A 24,037-nucleotide genomic window follows, 5' to 3' on the forward strand; every position below is an offset into this window, starting at 1 on the left:
CTTCAGATTCAGCAAGCACAAGTTTGAGTACAAGTCTCAGTGCCTCAATTAGTGCTTCAGATTCAGCAAGCACCAGCTTGAGCACCAGCCTCAGTGCCTCAATCAGTGCCTCAGATTCAGCAAGCACCAGCTTGAGCACCAGCCTCAGTGCCTCAATCAGTGCCTCAGATTCAGCAAGCACGAGCCTGAGCACAAGTCTCAGTGCCTCAATTAGTGCTTCAGATTCAGCAAGCACAAGCTTGAGTACAAGCCTCAGTGCCTCAATTAGTGCTTCAGATTCAGCCAGCACCAGCTTGAGTACCAGTCTCAGTGCATCAATCAGTGCAAGCGACTCAGCAAGTACAAGTTTGAGCACCAGCCTCAGTGCCTCAATTAGCGCCTCAGATTCAGCAAGTACAAGTTTGAGCACGAGCCTCAGTGCATCAATTAGTGCCTCAGATTCAGTAAGCACCAGCCTGAGCACAAGTCTAAGTGCCTCAATTAGTGCTTCAGATTCAGCAAGTACAAGTTTGAGCACAAGTCTAAGTGCTTCACTCAGTGCCTCAGATTCAGTAAGTACAAGTTTGAGCACGAGCCTCAGTGCCTCAATTAGTGCCTCAGATTCAGCAAGTACAAGTTTGAGCACGAGCCTCAGTGCATCAATTAGTGCTTCAGATTCAGCAAGTACAAGTTTGAGCACAAGTCTAAGTGCTTCAATCAGTGCTTCAGATTCAGCAAGCACCAGCTTGAGCACGAGCCTCAGTGCCTCAATCAGTGCAAGCGACTCAGCAAGCACCAGCTTGAGTACAAGCCTCAGTGCCTCAATTAGTGCTTCAGATTCAGCAAGCACAAGCCTGAGCACAAGTCTCAGTGCCTCACTCAGTGCCTCAGATTCAGCAAGTACAAGTTTGAGCACAAGCCTCAGTGCCTCAATCAGTGCCTCAGATTCAGCAAGCACCAGCTTGAGCACCAGCCTCAGTGCCTCAATCAGTGCCTCAGATTCAGCAAGCACGAGCCTGAGCACAAGTCTCAGTGCCTCAATTAGTACCTCAGATTCAGCCAGCACCAGCTTGAGCACCAGCCTCAGTGCCTCAATTAGCGCTTCAGATTCAGCCAGCACCAGCTTGAGTACCAGTCTCAGTGCATCAATCAGTGCAAGCGACTCAGCAAGTACAAGTTTGAGCACCAGCCTCAGTGCTTCAATCTCAGCAAGCGAGAGTGCATCGTCTTCTGTAAGCAGTAGCCAATCAGTCTCAACAAGCGCAAGTACCTCAGCGTCATTGAGCGCTAGTGCGTCAGCTCTTGCAAGTGAAAATGATTTGGCATCACTGAGCGTAAGCGAATCTCTATCAGCAAGCGCAAGCTTAAGCACTAGCGTATCGGCTTCATTCAGCGCTTCAGACTCAGCAAGCGTGAGTGTAAGTACCTCTACATCATTTAGCGATAGCCTTTCAAGCAGCTTGAGTACAAGTGTGTCACAACAATCAAACTCATTCAGCTATAGTAAGGGTGATCCAACCAGCGAGTCTAAGCCAGAGTTTAACCTGCCAAGCTACCTCGCATCTGTAAGTGCAAGTACTTCAGCTTCTGTAAGTGATAGTCAGTCTATCTCTACTTCATTGAGTACAAGTGCAAGCATTTCAGGATCAATCAGTGCCAGTCATGCTATTGCCGACGATTCACTTTCAGCAAGTGCCTACTTGAGCATGAGTGTCTCTGCTTCATTGAGCACATCAGTAAGTGTGTCACTGAGTGATAGCGCGAGCATCTCTACTAGTCTGTCTGAAAGTGCATCTGTATCTAGTACTACAAATCACTCTCAAGCACCTAAGCCACAGCCTGCACAACCAGAAAAAGTTAAGGTTACTCCAAATGCTAAAGCTTTACCAAATACAGGAACTGCCAATAATCCATTAGCAGCGCTTGGATTAGGAATAGCAACGTTGGCATCAGCCTTTCTTAAGAACAAAAAGAAGAAAGAATCAACATCTGATGTGAATTTGGAAGACTAATCTTAAAACCTAGCTAAAATGATACCAGCATTTTAGTGATGGAAAGCAAATCCCAGATAGCCATAGGCTATCTGGGGTTTTTGCTTTTTGCATGTATAGAATATGAGTTGTGCTTAGATAAACTGAGATAATTTCTATCTTTTAAGCCTGATCCTAGAAAGCGGTGAATTAAGCTAAATATTTTGAAATTTTGCTTTACCTGCTTGTCTTTTCTTGTAGTGAGAGGGCCTTGCCGCCTACTCTAGTTTGCTCTTGAGTATGAAGAAAATAAAAGTTTCAAAATGAGCAAAAATAATTCAATTCTTTTTTAGAAAAGGCTTGTGAGATTAGGCTGGATGTTTTAAAATAGTATAGGAGATTATCCGCTATTTATTTTTCGGAGGAAAAGAAATGTCCATTAATTGGCAAGAAATTATATTTAGCTTTTTAGGAGGCTTGGGGCTGTTCCTATACAGTATTCGTATGATGGGTGACGGCTTGCAGCAGGCGGCAGGAGACCGACTGCGCTATTTCATTGATAAGTACACGAGCAATCCTTTTTTAGGTGTGCTAGTTGGGATTGGGATGACAGCCCTGATCCAGTCTAGTTCAGGTGTGACGGTGATTACAGTTGGTCTGGTTAGTGCGGGGCTGTTGACCCTGCGTCAGGCTATCGGGATTGTTATGGGGGCCAATATTGGTACGACCGTGACTTCCTTCATCATTGGTTTTAAGTTAGGTGATTATGCACTTCCCTTGCTCTTTATCGGTGCGGTTTGCCTCTTTTTCACCAAAAATCGCTCTGTTAACAATATCGGGCGCATCTTCTTTGGTGTTGGCGGGATCTTTTTTGCCCTCAGTCTCATGAGTGGAGCCATGGAGCCGCTTAAAGATCTGCAGGTCTTTCGAGACTATATGGTTCAGCTAAGTAAAAATCCAGTTTTAGGTGTCTTTGTCGGAACGGGTTTGACCTTGCTCATCCAGGCATCATCAGCGACTATTGGTATTCTACAAAATCTCTATGCCAGCAATCTCATTGATTTGCATGGGGCCTTGCCTGTCCTCTTCGGTGACAATATCGGAACGACGATTACAGCAATCATCGCTTCCTTGGGTGCTAATATCGCAGCCAAGCGTGTTGCTGGAGCCCATGTGGCCTTTAACGTTTTGGGGACAATCATCTGTATGATTTTCTTGTTGCCTTTTACATCGCTGATTCAGTGGTTTGAGACAGCCTTGCACTTGTCACCAGAAATGACCATTGCCTTTGCCCACGGAACTTTTAATATTACCAATACCATTATCCAGTTTCCTTTTATTGGCTTTTTAGCATATTTGGTTACCAAGTTGATTCCGGGTGAGGATGAAACCGTTAAATACGAATCTCTCTACCTAGATACGATTTTGATCGACCAAGCGCCATCATTGGCTCTGGGAAATGCTAAAAAGGAACTCCTTCACTTGGGTGGCTATGCGGCTAAATCTTTCGAATTGGCCTATGATTATATTATTAACTACGAAGAAAAATCAGCTGAGAAGGGCCATAAGACTGAGGAAGCTATCAACGCTATTGATGATGAATTGACTCGCTATCTGATTGTCCTATCTGGTCAGCAACTCAATCCAAAAGAGAGTGAAGTCTTGACTAGTATTCTGGACTCTAGCCGTGATTTGGAGAGAATCGGCGACCACTCAGAAGCTTTGCTGAATTTGACAGACTACTTGCACCGCAAAAAGGTGGAATTTTCACCAGCTGCCTTAGCAGAGTTGGAAAACATTTATCAACTGACCTTGGACTTTATCAAAGAAGCTTTGACTTCTGTGGAAACAAATGATGTGGAATTGGCTAACACTTTAGAAGCCAAGCATGCAGCTATTGACAAGCTAGAACGCAGCTTGCGCAAGACTCACATTGCCCGTCTCAACAAGGGGGAATGTACGCCTCAGGCTGGGGTCAACTTCATCGATATTATTTCCCACTATACCAGAGTTGCTGACCACGCCATGAATTTGGCTGAGAAAGTACAAATGGAACAAATTTAAGACAGAAAGAGGCTGGGACAGAAGTCCTAGCCTCTCAATTGTCTTTGGATTGTCGAGTAAGACGCAGTGGTTGAGTGGGCTCTACTACGCTGATTTCATCAGCTTTTACAGCCCTACTCAACTGTGCGGAGGTGGGACGACGAAATCGAATTCTAACCAATTACCGATTTCTGTCCCCCTCTCTTTTCTTGCTTTACATAATATAATAAATTTTTCTAAAAAAGAGGTATAGACCATTTACAAATAAAATAGAAAGCGTTATAATAGAGTTAATAGAAATAGAACAATAGGAGGCAGTCAAATGCCTAAATATATAAAAGCCGATCAGTTCTTCTATCCTCAAGGAATTCGCAAGGGTGGATTTTTGGAAGTGACTGATGGAAAATTTGGAAAATTAGTACAGGAAGTCCCTGCGGATGCGGAAGTGGTGGATTACACAGGCTACTCTGTCGCACCGGGTCTAGTGGACACCCATATCCATGGTTTTGGTGGGGTCGATGTCATGGACAATAACATCGAAGGTACTCTTCATACCATGAGTGAAGGACTTTTGACGACTGGGGTGACCAGTTTCTTGCCGACTACGCTGACATCATCTTACGAGCAACTCTTGGCTGTGACAGAAAATATCGGTGCGCGCTATCAAGAAGCAAGTGGTGCCAAGATTCGTGGTCTCTACTTTGAGGGGCCTTACTTCACTGAAAAGTACAAGGGTGCCCAAAACCCAGCCTACATGAAGGATCCTCGTATGGATGAATTTCGTGCTTGGCAAAAGGCAGCTAATGGTCTGCTAAATAAGATTGCTTTGGCACCTGAACGTGAGGGCGTGGAAGAATTTGTCCGCACCATCACTGATGAAGGTGTGACAGTTGCTCTGGGGCATTCTAACGCAACCTATGATGAAGCCAAGACTGCGGTCGAAGCAGGTGCTAGTGTCTGGGTGCATGCCTACAATGGTATGCGGGGCTTGACCCACCGGGAGCTAGGTATGGTTGGGGCTATGTACGAGCTGCCTCATACTTACGCAGAGTTGATTTGTGATGGCCACCACGTAGATCCTAAGGCCTGTGATATTTTGCTTAAGCAAAAGGGGCATGAACATGTAGCTCTCATCACAGACTGTATGACTGCAGGTGGGCTGGAAGACGGCGACTATATGCTGGGAGAATTTCCAGTGGTGGTAGCCAATGGCACAGCTCGTCTCAAATCGACTGGCAACTTGGCAGGATCAATCCTGCAGCTCAAAGACGGCCTGAAAAATGTGGTTGAGTGGGGCATCGCAAATCCTCACCAAGCAGTCATGATGGCCAGTCTCATCCCAGCAAAATCCGTCCACATTGACGATGTCTGTGGCCAGATCAAGGAAGGCTATGATGCCGACTTTATCGTGCTGGACAAGGATTTAGAGCTAGTTGCTACTTATCTGGATGGTGAAAAACGCTTTGAAGCTGTATCCAGTGTTCTTTAATTGAGTCTCCTTATATTTTTAGAAAGGATGGGGTAACCTGTCCTTTTTAATGTGGAGCTGCTGACTTTTCTCTAGGATTTGCTAGAGGGACTTGGGCAAAGCTAGAATGGTAAGCGCAACTAGAAAGTCTCTGAGATATTTTTCTTAACAGATGGTAAGGCTTTCTCAATGAAAGAGAAGATGTTATAATAGGGTTATCACAAACGAGGAGGACAGGATGAAAAAGATTGATTATAAATTTATGGGAATGGGCTTGGTGTTCCTCTTCTTTGGATTGCTACTGCATCGTTTCTTGATATTTATTGCTGGGCTGGCCTTTATCATTTACAGCTTTTTCAGCCGAGGCATGGCTCCAACCAAGGAAAATATCTTTAAACCAAAATTGACCAAAAGAAAGAAGAAATAAGGAGAACAGATATGCAAAATTATACCCTTAACAATGGCGTCAAGATTCCAGTCTTGGGCTTTGGTACTTGGAAGGCTCAGGACGGAGAAGAGGCTTATCAGGCAGTCTTAGCCGCTCTTAAGGCTGGCTATCGTCACATTGATACAGCAGCTATCTATAAGAATGAGGAGAGTGTTGGTCGGGCAATTAAAGATAGCGGCATTCCGCGTGAAGAGCTCTTCATCACCACCAAGCTCTGGAATAGCAAGCATACTTATGAAGAGGCCATGGAAGCCTTTGACAGCTCAATGGAGCGGTTGGGGTTGGATTATTTGGATCTCTACCTTATCCACTGGCCAAATCCTAAGCCTTTACGAGAAGATGGAGCTTGGCAAAAGCGCAATGCAGAGGTTTGGCGGGCCATGGAAGACCTTTATCAAGCTGGTAAGATCCGAGCGATCGGCGTCAGCAATTTCCTGCCTCATCACCTAGAAGCTCTGTTAGAAACGGCGCGCGTCACTCCGGCTGTCAATCAAATCCGCCTAGCGCCAGGTGTCTATCAGACAGAGGCGGTGGACTTCTGCCGTGCCCATGATATCCTACTTGAAGCTTGGGGACCATTTGGCCAGGGCGAACTCTTCCAAAATCCAGCCGTGCAGGCTATGGCGGACAAGTATGGCAAGACCATTGCCCAAATCGCTCTAGCTTGGAGCCTACAAGAAGGCTTCCTCCCCCTGCCTAAGTCAGTCACTCCGAGTCGGATTGCTAGAAATCTGGACTGCTTTGACATCGAACTGAGTCCAGCTGACCTAGAGATTCTCAAAAATATCAGCGGTTTGGAAGGTGGAGCACCTAATCCAGATGGAGTGGATTTTTAAACATCTGATGTGTATCAGTTGAGTTGAAATCAAACTACTCTCTGTATTAGTTATTAGTATTTAATGACGTTTGTGGTGACCTAGGCCTCGGCCGGTCACTTTTCCTATAGGATCGTGGCAATCTAGCCCTCGGCCGGTCACTTTTCCTATAAATACATGGCAATCTAGACCTCGGCTAGTCACTTTTCCTATAGAATCATGGCAACCTAGGCCTCGGTCAGCTACTTTTCCTATAGTTTCGTGGCAACCTAGGTCTAGGCTAGTCACTTTTCCTATAAATTCATGGGGATCTAGGCCTCGAACGCTCTTTTCATTTCTATTTATAAGATCCGTCGCCCCTCGGTCATTTGTCGTCAAAAACAAGTACCAGATGAGGGGCGATTTTGTGTCTTTTTCTTTTAAAAGGGAAGGAGAGGAGCTGGCAAGAGACATCGTTTTTTGATAAAAATCCCCCTTTCAGGGATAAAAAACGACATTTTAGGGCAGGAGACCCCAAGTTTCATCTCGACATGCTATACTTGCTTTATCAAAAATATTGGAGAGGTTTTATGATAAACGCTACTTACACCATTCGCCCCTTGTCTTATAGCAATCTGACCCACCTTGAGTTTGAGAGTCTAATGGTTGACTCCTATCAGGTACTCACGATTTTTACGAGTTCCTATAGAGATGAGGATATGTACAGTAAGCACCTAGAGGGCTTTCATAGTAAACTAGAGCAGTTTCAGGCTCAATTGGCCAATGTGGAAAAGAAGGGCTCTGTGAGTCTCGTAGAACTAGACAAGGAGCGAGATAACGCTCTGGTTGGTCTGTTTACCTTGCATAAGGGCTTTGCCAAAATCAAAGACAGAGACTTGAAAGAATCCTATGCAGTCTTGCTGCCAGTCTTTAAAAAGTATAAAGATATCACCAAGCACACCAATGCTGTCGCAACGGCTGAGATTAAGAGTCTGCTTAAAACATTGCAGGAAGAGCCCTATCAGGGAGCTGTGACGAGTCTAGGCCTTTTCCCTATGCTGACGGCTGTTATAGCGGCCCAAGCGGACTATGATAAAGGAGAAGCAGAAGCGCGTGCAGCCAAGTCAGCCAAGGAAGTCGGTAAAACAAAACAGCTACGCAACGAAATCTCCCGTACCTACGACCTCTTTGTGCGCTACACAGCAGCCGTCGCAGAAGCCTATCCAGAAGAAAGCCCACTTGAACAAACTCCTCAAAGATCTCAATACGATCCGAGACAGCAAGCGACGTTTGGTTGGTACAAATAAGAAAACAAAAATGGAAGAAGCAGGAGAAAAGTCAGCATAAAGAAGACCCCCTTAGAAGGAAGATTCTAAGGGGGTGTTTTATGGTAATGAGCTGGTGGTAAAAATTTTGGAAATTAAATAACAGTCGATTTAGAACATGGGGATAGGCATATCAAAAGGCTCAATTCTCTCGTTTTCTCAATGTGTAAGGAAGACACTGTCTAAATATTATAAATGCTTTTATAATTTGAGGTTGGACTGCTTTTTTAGCGAATTGTTGCTATTCTCTGTCTATGAATACTTGATCACTTTCTGGAATTCCAGACTCATCTTCGACAAAGCGATAAACCTCCATATGTAAACTATATTTTTTCCGTAAATCTAAAATTTTCTGCATTGTCTCTGAGTGATGATGTTTGTCCAGGGCCTCTTGGTTTTCCCACTGGTCAATCAGTAAGATGGTTTGTTCATCCTCCATCGGTCGAAAATATTCATACTTCAAATTGCCTGCTTGATTTCTAATTTCAGAGACAATTCCACTATCCATCATGTCTTTTGCAAAATGGATTGCTTCTTGCCCTTTACCTTTATAATAAATATGAATTGTTAATGTCATTAGCTTTCCTCCAATATTAGAACTACTTTAAAAACAAGTCTAGAAGATCTTCTAAACTTGTTTATGAGCACGGTCAATTAATCGTACAAACCTTCACCATTACTTTCAATTACATCCTTATACCAATAAAATGATTGTTTCTTATAGCGTTTTAAGGTTCCTGAGCCATCATCATGGCGATCAACGTAAATGAATCCATAACGTTTGCTCATCTCAGCTGTTGAAGCAGATACTAAGTCAATGCAGCCCCAAGTTGTATAACCGAGCAATTCTACTCCATCTTCCAGTGCTTCGCCCACTTGTTGTAAGTGTTTTTTGAGATAATCAATTCGATAATCATCGTTTACAGTAGGACCATCTATACCATCAACTAGTACATCCTTCGCACCCAAACCATTTTCAACGATAAAGAGCGGTAACTGATAACGATCATAAAGATCGTTCAAGACTAAGCGTAAACCGATAGGATCCACTTGCCATCCCCACTCAGAGCTTTCTAGGTAAGGATTGGAAATTCCCCCCAATAAATTTCCACGTCCAGAGTGATAATTTTCAGGATCGTGTGCTTGCACAATACTCATATAATATGAGAAGGAGATAAAATCAACCGTATTTTCAGCTAACAATTCCTTATCGCCTGGAGCAAAGTCGATTTTGATACCATTTTCTTTAAAGAATCTTTGGATATAGGCTGGATATTTACCTCGAGCATGAATATCTGAGAAAAGATAATTTTGATTTTCAAACTCACGAGCGGCTAGTACATCTTCAGGTTTTGGTGTCATGGGATAAGCAGGCATGGCCAGTACCATACACCCAATTTTAAAGTTAGGGTTGATTTCGTGACCGACCTTGGTTGCAAGAGCAGATGCAACCAATTCATGATGCACCGCTTGGTACAGATCCTGTTTGGATAATTCTTCCATTGGAGTAGAGATTCCTCCGCTCATAAAAGGAGCATGCAATACAGAATTAATTTCGTTGAAAGTCAACCAATATTTAACCTTATCTTTGTAGCGGTTGAACACTGTTCTCACATAGCGCTCATAGAAACCAATCAAATCACGGTTGATCCATCCGTTATATTTTCGAGCAAGGTGTAGTGGTGTTTCGTAATGGGACAAAGTAACCAAAGGTTCAATCCCGTATTTAGCCAATTCATCAAACACATTGTCATAGAACTGCAACCCTTCTTCATTTGGCTCTAAGTCATCACCATTTGGGAAAATACGTGACCAAGCGATAGAAGTTCGAAATACCTTAAATCCCATCTCTGCAAATAACGCAATGTCTTCTTTATAGCGATGGTAAAAGTCAATTCCTTCTAACTTAAGATTATCTGCCGTAGGTAGTTCTGTGATAATAGGATTAAGATCGCCTATTTTGGCTGGAATCCCGCCTTTAGGTGTCACATCTTGTATTGATAATCCTTTGCCTCCAACATTATAGGCTCCTTCATATTGATTTGCTGCTGTAGCCCCACCCCATAAAAAATCTTTCGGAAATTTACTCATGTGTTTTCTCCTTTTGGTTTTAATACTTATAGTATAACGATATAAAATCTTAAAATCTTGCACAATAATAACCAATACTAATATTATTCTATGATGCAATAAATTAAGATAGATTTAGTAGATCAGATAGAAAGCTATGCTATAAAAATGGGAGTTCATCTTAGAAAAGTATCATTATTTGCCAGTATATCAGTAGATTGATTGGTCAGTAGAGAGTAGAATGAAATGAGAAATAAAAGGAGTCAAAGCTATGGGAAAAATTATCTTTTTAGATGTGGATGGAACGATTGTGGATTATGATAATCATATACCTGACTCGGCCAAAGTAGCGATTCGCAAAGCGCGTGAAAATGGGCATCTTGTCTATGTTTGCACGGGGCGTAGCAAAGCTGAAATGCCTGAGGAGATTTGGAATATCGGATTTGATGGCATGATTGGGGGCAATGGTTCTTATGTAGAACATCAGGGCAAAGTTCTCATGCATCAGCTGATTCCCTTTGAAATAGCAAAGCAAGTTGTTGATTGGCTAGAAGCACGAGGACTGGAGTTTTATCTTGAAAGCAATAACGGTCTTTTTGCTAGCCGCAATTTTCGTGATGCTGCGAGACCTATACTACGCACCTATGCTTTGGGTAAGGGGGCTAGTGAAGATCAAGTTTCAAATATGGAAGCAGAAGATGCCTTACATGGCTTGATTTATGGAGGTGAATTATACAGAGACGATCTTAATAAAATTAGTTTTATTCTGCATTCCTACCGAGACCATCTCGATTCCCAAAAAGCTTTTCCAGATCTGAAAGCTGGGACATGGGGTGGACGTGGTGAAGCTGCCTTGTTTGGGGACTTGGGTGTAAAAGATATTAATAAAGCGCATGCTGTTGATGTTATTCTTCAATATTTAGGAGCAAGTCGTTCAGATACGATTGCTTTGGGGGATGCTAAAGTCGATATCCCTATGCTTCAGGCTTGTCAGATAGGTGTCGCTATGGGGAATGGAGGAGTAGAAATCCTAGCTATAGCAGATATGGTGACAGATGATGTGCGCCAAGACGGACTCTATAAAGCCTTTGAAAAACTTGATTTATTATAGGAGGTTAAAATGATAAAAACACTCTATCTCATGCGGCATGGACAAACTCTGTTTAACCAACGTCATCTCATACAAGGATGGTGTGATTCCCCCTTGACGGAACTAGGTATCTACCAAGCTCAGGTGGCGGGAAACTATTTTAAAGAACAAGGGATTCAATTTGACCAAGCTTTTAGTTCAACTTCCGAACGAGCTTGTGACACATTAGAAATTGCAACAGAAGGGAAAGTTTCCTATCAGCGAGTTAAAGGACTGAAAGAATGGAATTTTGGAGTTTTTGAAGGAGAAAGCGAAGATCTAAATCCAGCTCTTCCCTATGGTGATTTCTTTGTCCAATACGGTGGAGAATCTCAGCAAGAATTGCAAGACCGAATAGACCACACTATTCGAGAGCTTATGGAAGCAACAACTGGAAATACAATTCTCATGGTATCTCATGGTGGAGCTATTCGTAATTTTGCTCGGGCTTGGGAAAAGTATCAGAGAACGGAAATCAAGACTAGGATGACCAATTGTTGTATTCTAAAATTTACATATTCAGATGGTATTTTCTATTTGGAAGAAGTGATTCATCATGATTTTAGTAATTGGAAAGGTCCTGTAAATTAGAAAATTTGGGTAAGATAAAAATCATAAACTTTAAGTTTATGATTTTTCATTTCTTCTTTCGGATGCGAGAGAGATGGATAGTCAGATAGAGTTGTTCATCCTCTGATACTTGGTAGTTTCTTGTTTGTTTGAGGTGGTGAGATATTTTTTCTGTTGTACCATAGGCAAGCGGATACTTGCATTTCAGTAATTCAAACATCTCGTTGTCTTCTATTTCTTGATAGCCTGTCTCTGTTAAAACTCGCTCACAGAAAAATTTTAGATGGGTAATAAAGCGTTGGACATAGATATCATCTTCGTCAAGAGGAATTTCTAGGCTGTACTTGACTATGGTCATAATTTCTTCCATCAATTGCGTCAAGTCCCGTGCATTCGAGCCGGCCTGTTGTAGTTCGCTATTAACCAATGTTAGAGCCATAAAACCTGCCTCATCATCAGGTAATTCTTGCTCCAAGTAGCTACTGAGAAGTTCCTGAGCATAAAGTCCTACCTTATATTCCTTAGGAAAGAAACGCTTGATATCCCACATCAAAAAATTTTTCAGAAAAAATCCATCACGGATTCGTTGTTCGACTCCATACATGTGGTCGGCTAGGCTCAAAAAGGCCTTATCCTTGAGAGGGATTTCTAATTTAGCTTTAGCGTAGGAAATAGCCTTATCAGCTAGTTCCAAAAGTTCAACAGGTAGATCTAGAAACAGTTCACGGCTATCTTTGGAGAGTATATAGCGTTTTTCAATGACAGTGTCATCTAGTTCTTCACCTACTTTTTTTCCAAAAGCCAACCCTTTTCCCATGACAATAATCTCTTGATCCTTGTCGTTAGACAGAACTACATTATTATTGAAAATTTTATGAATAATCATGTTTTTTACCTTGTAGTTTGATAAATCTAGTATATCATAAAGAAGGAGCATAGAGAACAGTTTCCCTACGCTCTTGCCTTCTATCGAATATCTAGTAGATGCTGTCCTAACTCAATCTGACCATTTGCTATAGTCTCAACGGTTTCATAGTCAGCTGAATTAGTCACAATAATCGGAGTCGTTACTGGATAGCCAGCCTCTTTGATAGCTTCAATATCAAAGCTGAGCAATAATTGCCCTTTTTTCACTTTAGAGCCTTGAACTACATGAGCTGTAAATCCTTTTCCGTCAAGCTCAACAGTGTCCATTCCCACGTGGATAAGGAGTTCAGTACCATCATCCGTGGCTAATCCAATAGCATGGTTGGTTGGGAAGAGTAGACGGATGACACCATCAGCTGGCGCTACAACTTCACCGACACTTGGTTCAATGGCCACACCTTTACCCATTGCTCCGCTAGCAAAGACTGCATCTGGAGTATCTTCGAGAGCTACAACAGTTCCTGTAAGAGGGCTATCAATGATTTGTTCACTCACTTTGTCGCTCAGTCCCTTTTTTTCAAGATTCTGAGGTTCTGAGGTAGTTTCTCCAAAAAGATTTGGAATTTTGACTAATTGAGTCAAGCCAAAGCCCAGTACGAAGTTGAGCACAATTGCAATGAGGAAGTGAATCAAAGTCATGCTGTTGCCAGCTTCGATAAAGGATGGAATGGCAAAGAGTCCCATCCCTCCCATCACCTGCATTTTTACATCAAAGAAGGCCAGATAAGCACCGGTCAGCGCACCGGAAATACAGGTCATGATGAAAGGCATTCGCATCGGCAGAGTGATACCGTAAATAGCCGGCTCTGTCACACCAAAAAGAGCTGAGATGAAAGCTGGAATAGAAAGCTGACGAACCTTATCTTCCTTGCTGCGCATCATGATATTGAGCAAGGATCCTGCCTGAGCAAAACAGATAGCGATAGAGGCAACAAGGATGACCCCTGGACCCTTCTGCAGTTCTAAAATAGCCAGCGGCACCAAGCCCCAGTGAAGACCAAACATGACCAAGACCTGCCAGAGAGCTCCCAAGACAAGACCGTAAAGAATCGGACTGAAACCATAGATGCCTGTAAAGAGTGCCCCAACCAAATCTGAAGCCCAGGTCATGACCGGACCAATAATAAGGAAAGCCAATGGCACTGTAATCAACAGAGTAAAGAATGGTACGATAAAGACTTTTACAACATCTGGAATAATTTGCTTAAAGCCTTTTTCAATCTTGGCCCCGGCCCAGACAGCTGCAATCACCGGAAGGACCGTTGAAAGATAGCTGGATGCAGGGAAAATAATCGGAATGCCAAAGAAGGTCGCATTAATCGGTGATTCAATCGGCGTCCCAGCAAAGAGAGTGTACAGAGGCTTATCTGCTGCAAAGCTGGCTGCGATATTGGGATAAACCAGGGCAAAGCCGATAGCCAAAGCTGTAAACTGATTCATCTTGAAACGCTTAGCAGCTGTAATAGCCAAAATCAAAGGAAGAAATTGGAAAAGACCATCCCCAGCTGCATTGAGAACGACATAAGCGCCATCTGTTTTTGCTACTCCTGCAGCTGCCAGAATAGCCACTACACCCTTAATCATACCAGCCGCTGACAAGGTCCCCAGCATAGGCTGGAAGAGACCTGACACCAGAGCGATAAAGCGATCAAAAAGATTGCCCTCAATAACATCGCCCTCATTAGCATCAATGCTGCCTTCGCCTGAAATACCAGTCACTTTGAGCACAGTTTCATAAACATCCGGGACATGATTTCCGATAACCACTTGGTACTGTCCACCAGCTTTCACAACTGTTACGACGCCGTCGCGTTTCATCAAATAATCTGTATCAGCTTTGGATTCATCCTTCAAAGAGAAGCGTAAGCGCGTCACGCAATGTACTAGTTTGGTGATATTGTCCTTGCCACCTACATGAGCAACAATATCCTGAGCTAATTCTGTATAATCTTTAGCCATAATGGACCTCCTTGTAATTTTTAGGTCATCAGTTTGTCTTCTATTCCCGGAAAATAGGCAACAAAAAAACCTAAACACATACCAAACAGAAAGCAAGATTTTGCTTCGTATTTCGTATTTGCTTAGGTTTTGCCTGGCTGACCAGTAACAATCCATGAATTAAGTATATCACATTTTATCTTTTTTGCAAGCGCTTTTTTAAAATAAATTACAAATTTTTTAGGTGAGTTGATGCAGTGTGCTTTATACAAAAAATATTTTCAATAATAAGTATAAATTAAGAACCTGTATTCACAAAAAAATGTTAAACTAAAGTTATGACACGAAAAGCATATGATACTGATTTAAACGATCAAGAATGGGCTAAGATTGAACCCTATTTCTCCAAACACCGCACCTATAAATGGTCGAAACGAGAACTTGTTAATGCGACTTTGTACATCACTAAAACAGGTTGTCAATGGCGCATGCTCCCTCATGACTTCCCTCCTTATCCAACGGTATGGAGTTTCTTTCGTCGTGCTAAGGCGAGTGGTTTGTGGGATACCATCTTGACTGAGCTGGTTAAAAAAAGCGACTAAAAGCTGGTAGGTCAGTCTCTCCAACCTATGCAATCATAGATTCTCAGAGTGTGAAAACAACGGATGCTGCAGAGGAACGAGGTATTGACGGCGGTAAAAAAGTAAAAGGGAGAAAGCGCCACATTGTGGTTGATACCATGGGGAATCTTCTTGATGTTGTGGTTCATGCGGCTAATCTTCATGACACAAAATCAGGGATTTTAGTAGCGCGTCAAGTGATGGCACCATTCCCGACAATCAAAGCTTTTTCAGCTGATGCTGGTTATAGGAAAAGTTTTGAAGAGATGATGGCACAGGAGTTCCAGTGTCCAGTAGATATTTCTGAAAAAATCAAAGGAAGTTGGCGCATCATCCCAAAGCGTTGGGTAGTAGAGCGGACTTTCTCATGGTTGAACCACTCTCGAAGATTAGCCAAGGATGTTGAAAAATCTGTATCATCTGAAGTTGCTTTTGTAAAACTATCTCATATTCGTCGGATTTTAAGGGCGTTATGATGTTGTGAAATACAGGTTCTAACTAGTGAAATATTCATCTGTCATGTGCTGGAAATTCTAATATCTAAAGAAAGCTATAATTGTTCTAAAAAATGAATTAGGATTTAAGCTCTTTGCTAAATTTGGAGATGGTAATTCTATATTATGACCATATAATTTAATTTCCTATAAAAAACACCCCAATCGTTAGATTTTATGTCTAACTTTTGGGGTGTGCTTTTTTATTGCAATCTATTTTATTTATCAATACAATTTCAAATCACGAGGGTCCACTGGGAAGGTTGGGTTGTATGGATTGTGGCGTAGTTTGAAGTGTTTGACATCTTCAATGGTTTGAGTTCCAGATAACTGCATGACTGTTTTCAATTCTGCATTCAAGTGTTCAAAGACTTGGCGAACACCAACGCTACCACCGAGAGCCAAACCATAAATGACAGGACGGCCAATGGCTACTAAGTCTGCTCCTGAAGCCAAGGCTTTAAAGACGTGTTGGCCACGGCGAATACCAGAGTCAAAGACAATCGGTACACGTTTATCTACTGCTTCAGCTCCACTCGCGAGTAGCCAAAAGCAGCTTTAGGAATGACTTGCTGCGCCATGGGCTCCAGATCATAGGTGTTGATGAAATCCACAGGGCCTTCGGCATTGCTTGTTTTGTATGACATAAAATATCCTCCTTGATAAAAGTAAACGTTTACTTTTATGATTTACAGGAATATCTTAACCCTTTCTCATGTCATTTTCAAAAATTTTGTCTGGAAGTTTCAGATTGTAATAGAGACGATAAATATTTTTTATCATTGTGATAGAAAATACATATTATTCAAACATGCCTTTTAGTGCTACAATAGCTGTATTATTCCTAGATGGGAGGTTCTCTTTTGGATTGGTCCATTGTTGAACAATATCTACCATTATATCAAGAGGCATTTTTTCTAACCCTGCATATCGCAGTTTGGGGCATTTTGGGAGCTTTTCTAGTTGGCTTACTTGTTAGTATTATCCGGCATTATCGTATCCCTGTTTTGACACAACTAGCCACTGCTTATATTGAATTGTCGCGAAATACGCCCCTTTTGATCCAACTCTTCTTTCTCTACTTCGGGCTTCCCCGAATAGGCATTGTCTTTTCGTCAGAGGTCTGTGCAACTCTGGGGCTCATCTTTTTGGGAGGCTCCTATATGGCCGAATCCTTCCGAAGCGGGCTAGAAGCAGTTAGTCAAACCCAGCATGAGATTGGTTTAGCGATCGGTCTGACACCCGTTCAAGTTTTTCGCTACGTAGTCTTGCCACAAGCCACAGCAGTGGCTCTGCCATCCTTCAGTGCCAATGTGATTTTCCTGATCAAGGAAACCTCTGTCTTCTCTGCGGTTGCTCTAGCCGACCTCATGTATGTTGCTAAGGACTTGATTGGGCTTTACTATGAGACAGACATCGCACTGGCTATGTTGGTAGTAGCCTATCTTATTATGCTCCTGCCTATATCATTGCTCTTTAGTTGGATAGAAAGGAGGCTCCGTCATGCAGGATTCGGGAATACAGGTACTTTTTCAGGGAAATAATCTCTTGCGGATCTTACAAGGATTGGGAGTCACGATTGGTATTTCCATCCTTTCTGTCCTCTTATCCATGATTTTCGGTACGGTTATGGGAATCATCATGACCTCTCATTCTAGAGTCGTTCGTTTTTTGACACGCTTTTATCTAGAATTTATCCGTATCATGCCCCAGCTGGTTCTGCTCTTCATTGTTTACTTTGGTTTGGCTCGAAATTTTAATATCAACATTTCTGGAGAGACTTCTGCCGTTATCGTTTTTACCCTTTGGGGAACTGCTGAAATGGGGGACTTGGTACGCGGAGCTATCACTTCCCTTCCTAAACATCAGTTTGAAAGCGGACAGGCGCTGGGGTTGACGACCTTCCAACTTTACTACCACATCATCATCCCGCAGGTCTTGAGAAGACTGCTTCCTCAGGCCATCAATCTCGTTACTCGGATGATCAAAACCACCTCTTTGGTTGTTTTGATTGGGGTCGTTGAAGTCACAAAAGTGGGACAGCAGATCATTGATAGCAATCGCTTGACCATTCCAACCGCATCCTTTTGGATTTACGGCACCATTCTGGTCCTTTATTTCGCGGTTTGCTTCCCTATTTCCAAGCTATCCACTCACTTAGAAAAACACTGGAGGAACTAAATGTCTGATACCATATTAGAAATCAAGGATCTAAAAAAATCCTTCGGAGACAATCCCATCCTCCAAGGTCTTTCCCTAGAAATCAAAAAAGGGGATGTAGTGGTTATTCTAGGACCATCTGGTTGTGGGAAAAGTACCCTGCTTCGCTGCCTCAATGGCTTGGAAACCATTCAAGGTGGAGATATTATTCTGGATGGCCAGTCCATTATTGGCAACCAGAAAGACTTTCACTTGGTTCGCCAAAAGATTGGCATGGTCTTTCAAAGTTATGAACTCTTTCCCCATCTGGACGTTCTGCAGAATCTTATCTTAGGTCCTATCAAAGCACAAGGACGGGACAAGAAAGAGGTGACAGAAGAAGCCCTGCAATTACTGAAACGCGTCGGTTTGCTTGATAAAAAACATAGCTTCGCTCGTCAATTATCTGGTGGACAAAAGCAACGGGTTGCTATCGTACGTGCTCTTCTCATGCATCCAGAAATTATCCTCTTTGATGAAGTGACCGCTTCACTGGACCCCGAAATGGTACGTGAGGTCCTTGAACTCATCAACGACCTAGCTCAAGAAGGTCGCACCATGATCTTGGTGACCCACGAAATGCAGTTTGCCCAAGCTATTGCAGATCGGATTATTTTTCTTGATCAAGGAAAGATCGCTGAGGAAGGAACTGCTCAGTCCTTCTTTACCAATCCACAAACCAAACGAGCACAAGAATTTTTAAACGTTTTTGACTTCAGCCAATTTGGCTCATATTTATAAAGGAGATTCTTATGAAACTACTCAAATCACTCTTAACTGTTTTTGCACTTGCATTTGCCCTTATCTTTGTTACAGCTTGTGGTTCAGGTGGAAATGCTACTTCTTCATCTGGCAAAACTACTGCTAAAGCTCGCACTATTGATGAAATCAAAAAAAGTGGTGAACTTCGGATTGCTGTATTTGGAGACAAGAAACCTTTTGGTTATGTAGACAACGACGGTTCTTATCAAGGTTATGACATCGAACTGGGAAATCAGCTGGCTAAAGACCTCGGCGTCAAGGTAAAATACGTTTCTGTCGATGCTGCCAACCGTGCAGAATACTTGATTTCTAACAAGGTGGACATCACCCTTGCCAACTTTACCGTCACAGACGAACGTAAGAAACAAGTTGACTTTGCCCTTCCATACATGAAGGTTTCACTGGGTGTTGTGTCTCCTAAGAAAGGTGTCATCACAGATGTTAAACAGCTTGAAGGCAAGACTTTGATTGTCACAAAAGGAACTACCGCTGAAACATACTTTGAGAAAAATCATCCTGAAATCAAACTTCAAAAATACGACCAATATAGTGACGCTTACCAAGCCCTTCTGGACGGACGTGGAGACGCCTTTTCAACTGACAATACTGAAGTTCTAGCTTGGGCTCTTGAAAACAAAGGATATGAAGTCGGCATTACTTCACTTGGAGAACCCGATACCATTGCACCAGCAGTCCAAAAAGGAAACCAAGAGTTGCTTGATTTCATCAATAAAGACATTGAAAAATTGGGCAAGGAAAACTTCTTCCACAAGGCTTATGAAAAGACTCTTCACCCAACCTACGGTGATGCTGCAAAAGCAGATGATCTCGTCGTTGAAGGTGGAAAAGTAAAATAGAAGCGTTGGTCAAGTAGAACAATCTGCCCTAAAGAATGAACCGCATCTCAACAGTTAGACAGAAAGAGTCTAGCAGTTGAGGTGCGGTTCAAATTATGTTTGTTTGATTTATTTCAGTTTCTACAAGTAGAGCTCAGTTAGCTTGTGGGCTACACCGTCTTGGTCGTTGGTGAGTTCAAGCTGTTGGTCAGCATAAGGCAGCAGGGTTTCGCTGGCGTTTTTCATGGCATAGCCTGTTCCCGCAAATTCTAGCATTTCGGTATCATTGTGCTCGTCACCAAAAGCAATCAGGTCCTTGCGATCGACATTGAGGATATTGAGCAGGTACTGGAGGGCGAAGGCCTTGTTAACACCTTTAGGACCGCACTCAAGGATATTGAGAGGACCGCCCCAGGTATTGATGGAGAGTTCATGCTGGTAAAAGGCATTCATCTCTTCAGCCAGAGCATATTTGTCTGTGGCATGGGTTTGTAGCAAGATAGCATTTGGATTTTTAGTGACCAGCTGCGCCTGAAATTGATTTTCTGGCTTGAAATTATCAATGCCAAAGAGCTTGGGATCTGCGATTTCTTCGTTTGTATTGGTGATGTAGAATTTCTTACGGTATTCACCAGCGATGAAGTCGGCTTCGATTTCTTCTTTTCGTTGGACCATATCCAGCAAAAAGGCTTTGTCTACGGTCAAGGATTGTTCAAATTCCCACTTTTTTTCAGGAATATGGACCAAAGAGCCGTTGAAGTTTATCATGGGAGTATTCAGCTCTAACTCTTTATAGAAATCCAGAGCCATGCGGTAAGGACGACCAGTTGTGATGATGACCTTGTGTCCTTTAGCCGATATTTTTTTGATAGTTTCTTTGGTAAAATCAGACAGCTTACTCTCAGAATTGAGCAAGGTTCCGTCCAAATCTACAGCAATTACTTTATTCGTCATTCTTTTTCCTCGTACAGTATCAATCAGTATAGTAAATCTATTATAACAGAATTAAGAATAAATGACACAAGTTGTGGTATAATGTTTCCTCAATAGCTAAGACGAAAGTGTTTGCTGACAGTCTGTAAGCGAAGAGAGTTAAAGTAAGGGGAGGATCTTGTATGCGTAAACCAATTTTCATTCACATTTTTTTCCTACTAATTGCATTTGTTGTGTATATTCAGGGGATTACGGTTCAGGGACCAGACCTGATATGGAATATGATTCTGGCCTTAATTGCCTATGACGCTGCGGTCTTAACGACGATATCTAAGAAGCAGAAATGGCTTTATCCACTTTTGTTGGTGGTTTGGCTGGCCTTTTATCCTAATACTTTTTATATGCTGACGGACTTGGTGCACATGACTTGGGTGGGAGATGCCCTGTGGAACCCTGTTAGCATGCGCCTATTTATGGCTTTTGTGCCGAGCATTTTATTTGGCGTTTACTGCGGTATTGAAAGCTGGAATATTTTGCGTGAGCGCTGGAAGTGGACTTGGTGGTTGGATATGCTTGCGGTTGCGGCTCTGTCTTATCTGTCGAGTCTAGCCATTTATATCGGCCGTTATGACCGCCTCAATTCCTGGGACTTGGTGACGAGGCCCCAGCTAGTTGTCCAAAAGCTACTGGAAACCTTTCAGAAGGATCGTCTAGTATTTATCCTTGGATTTACCTTTATCCAAATCATGACTTTGCTCTTTTTAAGCAGAGAAAATAAAAAATAAGACACTTTAAAGTATTTTTTGGAGCAATGGACTTGAAAAAGTGAATGTTTTTGAGTATAATCATAGTATTGTTCGTAAATAACGAATAAGCAGCACTGTTTTAAAGAAAATCAGGAGTTCTCTTTTATACAGTTGCCATAAAACAATTTAGGAGATTATCTATAATGGATAAATTATTTAAACTCAAAGAGCACGGTACGGATATTCGTACGGAAGTTCTCGCTGGGTTAACAACTTTCTTTGCTATGAGCTATATCCTCTTTGTCAATCCAGCCATGCTGTCACAAACGGGTATGCCAGCTCAAGGTGTCTTTCTGGCTACGATCATCGGTTCCGTTGCTGGAACACTCATGATGGCCTTTTATGCCAACCTCCCTTACGCACAGGCGCCGGGGATGGGCCTCAATGCTTTCTTTACCTTCACGGTTGTCTTTAGTCTGGGCTATACTTGGCAAGAAGCTTTGGGCATGGTCTTCATCTGTGGTCTGATCTCTCTCTTCATTACCCTGACTAAGATTCGGAAGGCTATTATCGAGTCTATTCCATCAGCTTTGCGTTCAGCTATTTCCGCTGGTATCGGCGTCTTCCTAGCTTATGTAGGGATTAAAAATGCCGGACTGTTGAAGTTTTCGATTGATCCTGGCAACTATGTAGTAGCTGGTAAAGGAGCTGACCAAGCGAAGGCTGCTCTTACAGCAAACTCAGCTGCAACTCCAGGATTAGTTGATTTTAATAATCCAGCAGTTTTGCTGGCTTTACTTGGTCTAGCGATTACAGTTTTCTTTGTTATCAAGGGCATCAAAGGTGGCATTATCTTGTCTATCTTTACAACGACAGTTGTAGCGATTGCTGTTGGCTTGGTAAACTTGTCTGCGATTGACTTCGGTCAGCACAATCTGTCAACAGCTCTGAAAGAACTTGGACAAGTGTTCGGGGTTGCGGTTGGTCCAGAAGGCTTGGGAGCTCTCTTTGCTGATACGGCGCGCCTGCCTCAGACATTTATGGCCATCCTAGCCTTCTCTCTGACGGATATCTTTGATACTATTGGTACCTTGATCGGAACTGGTGAAAAAGTTGGTATCGTCGCAAGCTCTGGTGAAAACCATGAGTCAGAAGGTTTGGATAAGGCTTTGTACTCAGACTTGATCGGAACGACTATCGGTGCAATCGCCGGAACATCTAACGTTACTACTTACGTAGAGTCTGCAGCTGGTATCGGAGCTGGCGGACGGACAGGTTTGACAGCCTTAGTTGTAGCGGTCTGCTTTGCAGTATCTAGCTTCTTTAGTCCACTTTTGGCAATCGTTCCAACAGCAGCAACTGCACCAATCTTGATTGTCGTTGGGATCATGATGCTTGGCAGTTTGAAAAATATCCAGTGGGATGATATGGCAGAAGCTGTCCCAGCTTTCTTTACCTCTATCTTCATGGGCTTCACTTACAGTATCACGAACGGGATTGCAGCAGGATTTATCATGTATGCTCTTGTGAAAGTTATCAAAGGGCAAGCTAAGGATGTGCATCCAATGATTTGGATTTTAAATCTCCTCTTCATCCTTAACTTTATCAGCCTAGCTCTTTCTTAAGAATCAGTATTAAGAAGTTGGAAATCTTCCAGCTTCTTTTTTGCAGGAAAAATTTAGGAAATGTCCTAGTTTACTTCTAAATAAAAGCGAGTGACCTGCTTTGATTAGAAGATTTCGAAAGCTCATCTAATTTTTTTCAAACATTTTGCTTCCTCTATTAGAAAATTGAGCGCAAATGCAAATCTTCTGGTATAATAAAAGAATGTTTAGTCATAATGAAGAAGAATTAATCAAATGGGGCCAGCGTCTCGGAAGCCTCCTTCAGGAGCAAGATGTTTTGGTTTTGACAGGAGACTTGGGTGCGGGTAAGACGACTTTTACCAAGGGCTTGGCCCAAGGTCTGGGCATCAAGCAGATGATCAAAAGTCCGACCTATACGATTGTTCGCGAGTATGAAGGACGTTTGCCACTGTATCATTTAGATGTCTATCGGATTGGTGAAGATCCAGACTCGATTGACTTGGATGATTTTCTCTTTGGTGAGGGAGTTACGGTCATTGAGTGGGGAGAATTGCTATTTGATAGTTTACCAGATGATTATCTGAAGCTGACTCTTCTAAAGAAAGACGACGGCCGTGAGTTAGTCTTTGAAAGTCAGGGATGCCGCTCTCAGGAACTGCTGGAGGAATTGCTGCATGACTGAATTTGATTGGTCTTGCGGGAGGCAGAAAAGGCAGATGCCGCTGACTTGATTCGCTTTTTAAATCAAGTCGGAGCCGAGTCAGACTATATGACCTTGGATGAGGCGGGGATTTTGATGGATGAAGAGCAGATGGCTCAGTTCATTCAGCGCCAAGCTGAGTCGGATAATCAGCTTTATCTCTTGGCCTTGCTTGATAATGAAATCGCTGGGATTGTCAGTATCACAGCGGATTTTCATGAACGGATTCGCCACATTGGGCAAGTCTTTATCGTTGTCAAAAAAGCCTTTTGGAATCAAGGCCTCGGTCGTATCTTGCTAGAAGAAGCTGTGGACTGGGCAGAAAATGGAAGCAGTCTTCGCCGTTTGGAACTGACTGTTCAGGTTAGAAATGAGCGAGCTGTTCATCTCTATAAAGAATTAGGATTTGAAATCGAAGGCCTGCAAAAAAGAGGGGCCTATTTAAGAGAAGGGATATTTCTAGATGTTTACCTGATGGGAAAACTGATAGATTGATGAAA

General features: G+C 42.6%; 23 protein-coding genes and 3 pseudogenes. 18 read left to right on the forward strand and 8 right to left on the reverse strand.

Features of this window, described 5'->3' with window-relative positions; genetic code table 11:
• A partial coding sequence (locus SCRDD08_RS12135; RefSeq protein WP_330997121.1) for a coiled-coil domain-containing protein occupies positions 1 to 1,351 on the reverse strand: 1,351 nt, incomplete at its 3' end.
• Between the two features lie 100 nt (positions 1,352 to 1,451).
• On the opposite strand from SCRDD08_RS12135, the gene SCRDD08_RS12140 reads away from it, so the two are divergent.
• From SCRDD08_RS12140 to SCRDD08_RS09340, 6 genes and pseudogenes are all read left to right on the forward strand, one after another.
• Positions 1,452 to 1,991, forward strand: a complete 540-nt coding sequence (locus SCRDD08_RS12140; protein ID WP_330997122.1) for an LPXTG cell wall anchor domain-containing protein — start codon at positions 1,452 to 1,454, stop codon at positions 1,989 to 1,991.
• Between the two features lie 390 nt (positions 1,992 to 2,381).
• The gene (locus SCRDD08_RS09315; RefSeq protein WP_061423444.1) at positions 2,382 to 4,013 is read left to right on the forward strand and encodes a Na/Pi cotransporter family protein; all 1,632 of its coding nucleotides are present in this window, start codon (positions 2,382 to 2,384) and stop codon (positions 4,011 to 4,013) included.
• Positions 4,014 to 4,314: 301 nt separating this feature from the next.
• Positions 4,315 to 5,481, forward strand: coding sequence for an N-acetylglucosamine-6-phosphate deacetylase (gene nagA, locus SCRDD08_RS09320; protein ID WP_061423445.1), 1,167 nt, complete (start codon positions 4,315 to 4,317; stop codon positions 5,479 to 5,481).
• 217 nt (positions 5,482 to 5,698) lie between these two features.
• The gene (locus SCRDD08_RS09325) at positions 5,699 to 5,887 is read left to right on the forward strand and encodes a hypothetical protein (RefSeq protein WP_061423446.1); all 189 of its coding nucleotides are present in this window, start codon (positions 5,699 to 5,701) and stop codon (positions 5,885 to 5,887) included.
• A gap of 11 nt (positions 5,888 to 5,898) precedes the next feature.
• Entirely contained in the window at positions 5,899 to 6,744 is an 846-nt protein-coding gene (locus tag SCRDD08_RS09330; protein WP_061423447.1) for an aldo/keto reductase, read from the forward strand.
• Positions 6,745 to 7,292: 548 nt separating this feature from the next.
• Positions 7,293 to 8,049: pseudogene (locus tag SCRDD08_RS09340) on the forward strand (DUF6261 family protein).
• Positions 8,050 to 8,268: 219 nt separating this feature from the next.
• Here SCRDD08_RS09340 and SCRDD08_RS09345 read toward each other — a convergent pair.
• Both SCRDD08_RS09345 and SCRDD08_RS09350 read right to left on the reverse strand, forming a co-directional pair.
• Positions 8,269 to 8,604 (reverse strand): antibiotic biosynthesis monooxygenase family protein, encoded by a 336-nt coding sequence (locus SCRDD08_RS09345; RefSeq protein ID WP_061423449.1) that lies wholly within the window; start codon positions 8,602 to 8,604, stop codon positions 8,269 to 8,271.
• A gap of 77 nt (positions 8,605 to 8,681) precedes the next feature.
• A complete protein-coding gene (locus SCRDD08_RS09350; RefSeq protein WP_061423450.1) occupies positions 8,682 to 10,118 on the reverse strand; it encodes a glycoside hydrolase family 1 protein in 1,437 nt (478 codons plus the stop codon).
• A gap of 250 nt (positions 10,119 to 10,368) precedes the next feature.
• Between SCRDD08_RS09350 and SCRDD08_RS09355 the strand changes: the two genes are divergently transcribed.
• Both SCRDD08_RS09355 and SCRDD08_RS09360 read left to right on the forward strand, forming a co-directional pair.
• A complete protein-coding gene (locus SCRDD08_RS09355; RefSeq protein ID WP_061423451.1) occupies positions 10,369 to 11,208 on the forward strand; it encodes a Cof-type HAD-IIB family hydrolase in 840 nt (279 codons plus the stop codon).
• Positions 11,209 to 11,217: 9 nt separating this feature from the next.
• Positions 11,218 to 11,817: a histidine phosphatase family protein gene (locus tag SCRDD08_RS09360; protein WP_061423452.1), complete on the forward strand. Its 600-nt coding sequence runs from the start codon at positions 11,218 to 11,220 to the stop codon at positions 11,815 to 11,817.
• Between the two features lie 46 nt (positions 11,818 to 11,863).
• On the opposite strand, the gene SCRDD08_RS09365 is transcribed toward SCRDD08_RS09360, so the two are convergent.
• The gene (locus tag SCRDD08_RS09365; protein WP_061423453.1) at positions 11,864 to 12,682 is read right to left on the reverse strand and encodes a PRD domain-containing protein; all 819 of its coding nucleotides are present in this window, start codon (positions 12,680 to 12,682) and stop codon (positions 11,864 to 11,866) included.
• A gap of 80 nt (positions 12,683 to 12,762) precedes the next feature.
• Positions 12,763 to 14,682: a beta-glucoside-specific PTS transporter subunit IIABC gene (locus SCRDD08_RS09370; RefSeq protein ID WP_061423454.1), complete on the reverse strand. Its 1,920-nt coding sequence runs from the start codon at positions 14,680 to 14,682 to the stop codon at positions 12,763 to 12,765.
• Between the two features lie 317 nt (positions 14,683 to 14,999).
• On the opposite strand from SCRDD08_RS09370, the gene SCRDD08_RS11145 reads away from it, so the two are divergent.
• Together SCRDD08_RS11145 and SCRDD08_RS09375 are read left to right on the forward strand one after the other, a co-directional pair.
• Positions 15,000 to 15,263, forward strand: a complete 264-nt coding sequence (locus tag SCRDD08_RS11145) for a transposase (protein WP_061453292.1) — start codon at positions 15,000 to 15,002, stop codon at positions 15,261 to 15,263.
• A gap of 11 nt (positions 15,264 to 15,274) precedes the next feature.
• Positions 15,275 to 15,757, forward strand: a pseudogene (locus SCRDD08_RS09375) (IS5 family transposase); the annotation flags it as partial.
• A gap of 243 nt (positions 15,758 to 16,000) precedes the next feature.
• Here the strand turns inward: SCRDD08_RS09375 and SCRDD08_RS09380 are convergent.
• Positions 16,001 to 16,312, reverse strand: a pseudogene (locus SCRDD08_RS09380) (alpha-hydroxy-acid oxidizing protein); the annotation flags it as partial.
• Entirely contained in the window at positions 16,294 to 16,422 is a 129-nt protein-coding gene (locus tag SCRDD08_RS09385; protein WP_061423457.1) for a hypothetical protein, read from the reverse strand. The gene SCRDD08_RS09385 and the pseudogene SCRDD08_RS09380, both read right to left, overlap by 19 nt.
• 216 nt (positions 16,423 to 16,638) lie before the next feature.
• Here SCRDD08_RS09385 and SCRDD08_RS09390 point away from each other — a divergent pair, with 216 nt between their 5' ends.
• The 4 genes from SCRDD08_RS09390 to SCRDD08_RS09405 are packed head-to-tail and all read left to right on the forward strand — an operon-like array spanning position 16,639 to position 19,593.
• A complete protein-coding gene (locus tag SCRDD08_RS09390; RefSeq protein WP_061423458.1) occupies positions 16,639 to 17,319 on the forward strand; it encodes an amino acid ABC transporter permease in 681 nt (226 codons plus the stop codon).
• Positions 17,279 to 17,956 (forward strand): amino acid ABC transporter permease, encoded by a 678-nt coding sequence (locus tag SCRDD08_RS09395; RefSeq protein WP_015605355.1) that lies wholly within the window; start codon positions 17,279 to 17,281, stop codon positions 17,954 to 17,956. The genes SCRDD08_RS09390 and SCRDD08_RS09395 overlap by 41 nt, the downstream gene beginning before the upstream one ends.
• Positions 17,957 to 18,715, forward strand: coding sequence for an amino acid ABC transporter ATP-binding protein (locus tag SCRDD08_RS09400; RefSeq protein ID WP_061423459.1), 759 nt, complete (start codon positions 17,957 to 17,959; stop codon positions 18,713 to 18,715).
• An 11-nt stretch (positions 18,716 to 18,726) separates the two neighbouring features.
• The gene (locus tag SCRDD08_RS09405; protein WP_061423460.1) at positions 18,727 to 19,593 is read left to right on the forward strand and encodes a cysteine ABC transporter substrate-binding protein; all 867 of its coding nucleotides are present in this window, start codon (positions 18,727 to 18,729) and stop codon (positions 19,591 to 19,593) included.
• 120 nt (positions 19,594 to 19,713) lie between these two features.
• Here SCRDD08_RS09405 and SCRDD08_RS09410 read toward each other — a convergent pair whose 3' ends face one another.
• Positions 19,714 to 20,526 carry a Cof-type HAD-IIB family hydrolase gene (locus SCRDD08_RS09410; RefSeq protein ID WP_061423461.1) on the reverse strand — a complete coding sequence of 271 codons (813 nt, stop codon included), beginning with the start codon at positions 20,524 to 20,526 and terminating at the stop codon, positions 19,714 to 19,716.
• A 161-nt stretch (positions 20,527 to 20,687) separates the two neighbouring features.
• Between SCRDD08_RS09410 and SCRDD08_RS09415 the strand changes: the two genes are divergently transcribed.
• The 4 genes from SCRDD08_RS09415 (at position 20,688) to SCRDD08_RS09430 (ending at position 24,032) form a co-directional block, all read left to right on the forward strand.
• A complete protein-coding gene (locus SCRDD08_RS09415; protein ID WP_061423462.1) occupies positions 20,688 to 21,290 on the forward strand; it encodes a DUF1361 domain-containing protein in 603 nt (200 codons plus the stop codon).
• A 164-nt stretch (positions 21,291 to 21,454) separates the two neighbouring features.
• Complete coding sequence (locus tag SCRDD08_RS09420) at positions 21,455 to 22,876, forward strand: NCS2 family permease (protein WP_061423463.1); 1,422 nt, start codon at positions 21,455 to 21,457, stop codon at positions 22,874 to 22,876.
• 202 nt (positions 22,877 to 23,078) lie between these two features.
• A complete protein-coding gene (gene tsaE, locus SCRDD08_RS09425) occupies positions 23,079 to 23,519 on the forward strand; it encodes a tRNA (adenosine(37)-N6)-threonylcarbamoyltransferase complex ATPase subunit type 1 TsaE (protein WP_061423532.1) in 441 nt (146 codons plus the stop codon).
• Positions 23,520 to 23,525: 6 nt separating this feature from the next.
• Positions 23,526 to 24,032 (forward strand): GNAT family N-acetyltransferase, encoded by a 507-nt coding sequence (locus tag SCRDD08_RS09430; RefSeq protein ID WP_061423464.1) that lies wholly within the window; start codon positions 23,526 to 23,528, stop codon positions 24,030 to 24,032.
• Positions 24,033 to 24,037: the final 5 nt, after the last annotated feature.

Source organism: Streptococcus cristatus, from assembly GCF_001578775.1.
Taxonomy (GTDB): domain Bacteria; phylum Bacillota; class Bacilli; order Lactobacillales; family Streptococcaceae; genus Streptococcus; species Streptococcus cristatus_A.

Excerpts from the sequence above, each read along its gene's own strand:
- nagA (WP_061423445.1), top strand. The coding sequence starts at position 4,315 with ATGCCTAAATATATAAAAGCCGATCAGTTCTTCTATCCTCAAGGAATT.
- SCRDD08_RS09420 (WP_061423463.1), top strand. The coding sequence starts at position 21,455 with ATGGATAAATTATTTAAACTCAAAGAGCACGGTACGGATATTCGTACG.
- SCRDD08_RS09400 (WP_061423459.1), top strand. The coding sequence starts at position 17,957 with ATGTCTGATACCATATTAGAAATCAAGGATCTAAAAAAATCCTTCGGA.
- SCRDD08_RS09350 (WP_061423450.1), bottom strand. The coding sequence starts at position 10,118 with ATGAGTAAATTTCCGAAAGATTTTTTATGGGGTGGGGCTACAGCAGCA.
- SCRDD08_RS09315 (WP_061423444.1), top strand. The coding sequence starts at position 2,382 with ATGTCCATTAATTGGCAAGAAATTATATTTAGCTTTTTAGGAGGCTTG.
- SCRDD08_RS09410 (WP_061423461.1), bottom strand. The coding sequence starts at position 20,526 with ATGACGAATAAAGTAATTGCTGTAGATTTGGACGGAACCTTGCTCAAT.
- SCRDD08_RS09355 (WP_061423451.1), top strand. The coding sequence starts at position 10,369 with ATGGGAAAAATTATCTTTTTAGATGTGGATGGAACGATTGTGGATTAT.
- SCRDD08_RS09360 (WP_061423452.1), top strand. The coding sequence starts at position 11,218 with ATGATAAAAACACTCTATCTCATGCGGCATGGACAAACTCTGTTTAAC.
- SCRDD08_RS09365 (WP_061423453.1), bottom strand. The coding sequence starts at position 12,682 with ATGATTATTCATAAAATTTTCAATAATAATGTAGTTCTGTCTAACGAC.
- SCRDD08_RS09395 (WP_015605355.1), top strand. The coding sequence starts at position 17,279 with ATGCAGGATTCGGGAATACAGGTACTTTTTCAGGGAAATAATCTCTTG.
- SCRDD08_RS09325 (WP_061423446.1), top strand. The coding sequence starts at position 5,699 with ATGAAAAAGATTGATTATAAATTTATGGGAATGGGCTTGGTGTTCCTC.
- SCRDD08_RS09415 (WP_061423462.1), top strand. The coding sequence starts at position 20,688 with ATGCGTAAACCAATTTTCATTCACATTTTTTTCCTACTAATTGCATTT.
- SCRDD08_RS09345 (WP_061423449.1), bottom strand. The coding sequence starts at position 8,604 with ATGACATTAACAATTCATATTTATTATAAAGGTAAAGGGCAAGAAGCA.
- SCRDD08_RS11145 (WP_061453292.1), top strand. The coding sequence starts at position 15,000 with ATGACACGAAAAGCATATGATACTGATTTAAACGATCAAGAATGGGCT.
- SCRDD08_RS09370 (WP_061423454.1), bottom strand. The coding sequence starts at position 14,682 with ATGGCTAAAGATTATACAGAATTAGCTCAGGATATTGTTGCTCATGTA.
- SCRDD08_RS09385 (WP_061423457.1), bottom strand. The coding sequence starts at position 16,422 with ATGTCATACAAAACAAGCAATGCCGAAGGCCCTGTGGATTTCATCAAC.
- SCRDD08_RS09405 (WP_061423460.1), top strand. The coding sequence starts at position 18,727 with ATGAAACTACTCAAATCACTCTTAACTGTTTTTGCACTTGCATTTGCC.
- tsaE (WP_061423532.1), top strand. The coding sequence starts at position 23,079 with ATGTTTAGTCATAATGAAGAAGAATTAATCAAATGGGGCCAGCGTCTC.
- SCRDD08_RS09330 (WP_061423447.1), top strand. The coding sequence starts at position 5,899 with ATGCAAAATTATACCCTTAACAATGGCGTCAAGATTCCAGTCTTGGGC.